Origin of the sequence: Dyella sp., from assembly GCF_036568765.1 — a bacterium.
In the GTDB taxonomy this organism is placed as follows: domain Bacteria; phylum Pseudomonadota; class Gammaproteobacteria; order Xanthomonadales; family Rhodanobacteraceae; genus GSA-30.
In genome coordinates this window covers 1-4,820 of the sequence record NZ_DATCRY010000060.1, presented here as the reverse complement: position 1 = coordinate 4,820, position 4,820 = coordinate 1, and the positions used below count along the sequence as shown (strand labels likewise).

Here is a 4,820-nt window from a genome sequence, read left to right as displayed (position 1 = left end):
CGAGACGCTGGGGAGAACCGGTGTCGAGATGGAAGCGCTGACGGCCGTGCAGGTCGGGCTGCTGACCGTCTACGACATGTGCAAGGCCGCGGACCGCGGCATGGTCATGGAGCAGATCCGGGTGCTGGAGAAGCACGGCGGGAAATCGGGCGATTGGACCGCCGAGGTCTGACTTTCCCGCCTCTTTCCGCTTGGCTCGCCCGATCAGCGTAGTTCGCGGAAGCTGTACTCACGCTTCGGCGCTTCGCATTGGAAGGGCTTGGCTGCGGCGCCCAGTTGCGCGACCTCGTCGCATTCGTTGAGCCACTCCTCGCTGGCGACGTTGCGGAACTCGCGCAGGCGCTGGACCAGGTAGCGTGCCTTGTCGGTCTCGCCGACCGCGTTGAGCGATTTCGCCCAGGCCATCAGCAGGCGGGTATCGATCAGGTGATGGCCGGTCTGCCGGGCTGCGGCGAGAGCCACGGCTCCCGGCGGTTGTACCGTGGCTTCGGCGTAATCGGCTTGGAGCGCGAACAGCGGCGAACGCTGGCCAGCGGCGATGCGGTCGTCGAGCGAAGCCGCACCGGCCGGCGGCGCGTAGATGTGCACGATGCGCAGGTAGTCGATCACGACCAGCGGCACGGCGGCCGCAACCACGAGGCCGAGCGCCGCCAGCCATGGTCGGCGCTGACCGGTCGCCGGCGTCGACTCGGCGACATCCCCCCCCGCCAGACAGAGCCCATAGGCGAATGCAGCCGGAAGGAGGAAATAGGCATACCAGAGGGGGTACTCGAACTGGCTGTGGAGACCGATCATCGCGACCAGCATGGCCGCGCAACGCGTGGCCGCGCTTCCGCGCACGGCGCGGGCGAAGCCCTTCCACAGACCCACGGCGAGCAGGGCTAGCGTGAGCAGGCCCAGGGGCAGCCCCATCTCGACGAGCAATTGCAGTTCGAGGTTGTGGGTGTGATCGAAGAACGCGACCGGGCGGTCCGGGAACGGCGTCATCGTCCAAGCGAAGTTGAAGTCTCCCCAGCCGGAGCCGGTCAGCGGGTAGCGCTGCAACAGGCCGATCGCGTTTTTCACGATCGCGATTCGCGACGGGGAACCTGCGCCTTCCTCGGACACGCGGGACTGGGCGCCGAAGGCGTGATGGCTCAAGGCGGTGTAAGCCTCAAGCAGTCCCCAGCCGATGGCGAACATGATCAGCGTCGATCCCAGCGCGATGCGCACGCGCGGGGCGAGCCGGGCATCGACCGCGCCCCAGAGGGCGAGCATCGCCACGCCGATCATGCCGGTGCGGGAGGCGCTGAGCAGGACGCAGAAGACGAAGAGAAAGAGCAGCACGTGCAGCGCGACGGTGCCGCGCAGCGCCCCCCCCAGACGACGGGCAAGCCAACCCCCTTGAGCCAGCCACACGGACGCGACACAGGCCCACATCAGCAGGCTCGCAAGGTGATTGGGCTGGCGCATGTTGCCGACCGCGCGGCCGACCAGGCCGGAGCGCGCGATGAAGGTGCCGTCTGCCAGGGACGGGAAGAACATCTGGACGAAGCTGACGATGACGCTCAGCAGCCCCGCGCCGACCAGTGCAATGCAGAGAAGCGTGAGCACGCCGTCGCGCTGACCCGGCGTCAGGGCCCGACCGACCTGTACCGCCAGCAACGCACCAAGCAGCATGGCCACGCTAGTCAGTGCCATCGACCAGGGCAACCCATGCATCACCGGCGCGACTGCGGCAACAAGCGTCATCAACAGCAGGCCAAGGGAGACGCCATCGACGCGCCAGCCCGCCATGAGCGCCCGTCCCCACGCCAAGCCAGCGACGATCAACCCCAGCCCCGCGAATGCCATCAGCTGGTTGTAGAGCGTGGCCGACGGCGTCTGGTTGTAGGCGATCAGTGGCGATAGCGTCACGCCGACCAGCAGGCCGATCAAGGTCAGGACCTGGGAATGCAGCTGCGCGGCGAAATAGGCGGAAGAATCGGCGGCAGGCGCTGTCGCGGCGAGCGTCATGAAGGGACCGGATCGTGAGAACAGAGCGGTACTCTAACCGCGGAGCAGTGCTTGTCCCCGTTCCGAATGACGAGTCTCAAAAGCTGTCAATCGGGGCAAAGCCGACCGGATCACCTGTCCTCTCGTCCACCAGGACCGACCAGCCGTCCACGCGCGAGAGCAATGGCACGGCACGCAATTGGTGCACCGGCAATCCGGTGCGCGCGATCGCCTCGTTCAGCGCCCGACCGGGCTTCCCGTGGGCCCGCTCCTTGATCAGCGTGTCAAGACGGAAGCCAGCCTTGAGCGCCTGTGCGCGCGACACCGCGTCCCAGCGGGTCCAGTAGAGCGGGCGCGTGCCCAGATCCGCTCCTGCGAGCGCCAGAAGAACCGCATCCGCACGGCCGGCTGCACTGGGTTGTCGCGTGCCGACGAGTCGAGGCCCCGTCAATGACAGCGATCTGAATTCCGGTAGGGCCTTGGGCAGCTCCTGCTGTTGCACGCTGGCCGCGATCACCACGCGGAAACGGTCCTGCTCGAGCGCGAGCACGACCGGCCTTGCTTCATACATCGCGTAGGCCCCGTAGGCCAAGCCGCTCAACTGCAACAACACGACGATGAGCAGGTCGCGCACGAGTTCCTTGCGTGGCTTGCGGACATCGAAGATGACCAGCGTGATCAGCGGCCCCATGACGAGGTCGACGCCGGTTACCAGCAGGAACAGTTGTCCCCCGCCCGAGACTTCCGTGTACGGCCACGGATACCAGAGCAAGAACACGGCGGCTGCCGCTGAAACTGCGACCAAGGCGCTAAAGCCGAGATGAACCAGTGCAGCCTTGACGCGGGCTCGGAGCAATGCATTCATGGTCATGGAGTCTAGAACCAGCCATGCGACCAGAACCGAGGTCGCGGAACTTCCGTTGGAGAGGGGGCTCGCGCGCCGTCCGTTTGCAGGCGCGGCGTAGGCGCCTGAATCTCGTGATAGGCCACCCAGCACGACCAGGCGGCTGCAAGCACGAACACAGTACGCAGGACGGACCAGGCCAGTGCACTGATCACCGGTCGTGTCGTCGCACTCGACCCGTCGTGACGCCAACCGATGGACATCCCCATCACGGAGAAAATCCAGATCTGCGAGAACGGCATCACTAGGTTGCCGGAGAAGCACGCATCGACGGCAATCGCAACGCAAGCGCCGAGCAGACCGCATCCGACTGCCTGTCGGTCCTCGTTCTTCTCCGCGCGCAAGGTCACAGCCAACACCCGGAGACCGTTCAACACCAGCACCATCAAAATCGCGAGGGCCGGCCAGCCCAGTTCGGCTGCGGCCTGCAGATAGTGGTTATGCGGGTGCGCCGCCTTGGCGTTGGGCTCATGGGCGAAATGCATCGGACCCACGCCCAACCAGGGAGCGCCGCGCGCGTCGGCAAGCGCAATGTCCCAAAGATATTGCCGCGAATGGTCGCTGGTCAGTTCCTTAGTCGTGGGCGTGTAGCCACTGGCCTGTTGAACGCTCGTGTCGATGCTCTGCAGTGCTCCATACGCCAGACCGGCAAGCAAAGCCGAAGCAGCACCAACGGCAAGCCAGCGCCGGGCTGCCCTGCCCGCGACCAACGCCACCACCACCGCGGCAACCACCAGACCCAACATCGCCGAGCGCCCCAGCGACGCGGCCAGGACGAAGAGTTGCAGTACCAGGGCCAAGCGTGACATGGCCTTGATCGCGACGGAGGCGCCCGGCTGCACGGCGATGCCGAGCAGCAGAGGCAGCGTTGCCGCCTGAACGTGATTCAGGAAGCGCGGGTTGTCGTAACCAAAGTTCATCTCCCATAGCAGAACCGGCTGATGATTGGCCAAGGAAGCGACCAGCAGGCCCACATAGCCCAGTCCATAGAGCAATTGCGAAAGACAGACCGCTCCCAGCCAGAACCTCGCGTTTGCGCCCTCGAAGGAACGTGCCACCATCAGCGACCATGCACTAAGGGCGGCGAACAGGGCGATTTCGCGCCAGGCGGCGACGGGCACGGCCGCATGGATGGCAGAGGCGCTTACGAGTAGCGCGAGAAACGCGAACAGCGCCATCGTCCAGCGCCCAATGCCAGGACGGGGTGCCCGATCAGCCGCCAGCGCGAGTGCCGCCAGCAACAGCAGCGGCAATTGCAGAGACCTTGCGAAATCATGTGCCGTCACGTCGGCCGGTATGAGCATCGGCAGAAATGGGCCGAGGATCAACAGCAGGCAAGCCAGAAGAACTGCCAAACGGAGCAACTTCATGATCGGGCGACGCATGACGACTGAAAAAGCCAAATAAAAAAAGACGGGGCAAATGCCCCGTCTTTTTTATGAGATCAATCGATCAGGTCGACTTGCAGCTAGCAGCGACGAACTTCTTGTTGATGGTGGAAGTGCACGCCCAGTCGATCGACTCCGTGCCAGCAGTGCCGGTCAGAACGATGTTGCCAGGAGCTTCCGTCAGCTTCGATGCTGCGGTGATCGTCGCGACGGTATTGCTGACTTTGGCGTAGGTGACGCTCGTCACAGCAGCGCTCTTGATGTTATCGGTCGGCACATTGTCAGCCGACGGCATTTCACCCTTGACGGTGTAGAACTCCTGCACCGAAGCCTTCGGCTGGGTCGCGGCAGCCATCACTTCCGAGACCTTGGTCTTGGTGATGTAGTCACGATACGCCGGCAGAGCCACGGCGGCCAGAATGCCGATGATCGCCACGACGATCATCAGTTCGATCAGGGTGAAACCTTGTTGAACGCGCTTCATAAACACTCCAAAGAGAGATTAGGGGTAGAGACGACCCCCATGAACGCAGGGCCCGTGCCAGCCGCTTTCC

General features: G+C 64.5%; 5 protein-coding genes. 1 reads left to right on the top strand and 4 read right to left on the bottom strand.

Annotated features, from left to right (window positions below):
* Nucleotides 1-7 precede the first annotated feature (7 nt).
* Entirely contained in the window at nt 8-172 is a 165-nt protein-coding gene (locus tag VIM98_RS04930; RefSeq protein WP_345786294.1) for a cyclic pyranopterin monophosphate synthase MoaC, read from the top strand.
* Nucleotides 173-204: 32 nt separating this feature from the next.
* On the opposite strand, the gene VIM98_RS04925 is transcribed toward VIM98_RS04930, so the two are convergent.
* The 4 genes from VIM98_RS04925 to VIM98_RS04910 form a co-directional block, all read right to left on the bottom strand.
* On the bottom strand, nt 205-1,995 hold the full coding sequence (locus tag VIM98_RS04925) for a PglL family O-oligosaccharyltransferase (RefSeq protein ID WP_331991981.1): 1,791 nt from the start codon (nt 1,993-1,995) through the stop codon (nt 205-207).
* Nucleotides 1,996-2,071: 76 nt separating this feature from the next.
* Entirely contained in the window at nt 2,072-2,845 is a 774-nt protein-coding gene (locus tag VIM98_RS04920) for a hypothetical protein (protein ID WP_331991980.1), read from the bottom strand.
* Between the two features lie 5 nt (nt 2,846-2,850).
* Nucleotides 2,851-4,248, bottom strand: coding sequence for an O-antigen ligase family protein (locus VIM98_RS04915; RefSeq protein WP_331991979.1), 1,398 nt, complete (start codon nt 4,246-4,248; stop codon nt 2,851-2,853).
* Nucleotides 4,249-4,330: 82 nt separating this feature from the next.
* A complete protein-coding gene (locus VIM98_RS04910; protein ID WP_331991978.1) occupies nt 4,331-4,750 on the bottom strand; it encodes a pilin in 420 nt (139 codons plus the stop codon).
* Nucleotides 4,751-4,820 lie beyond the last annotated feature (70 nt).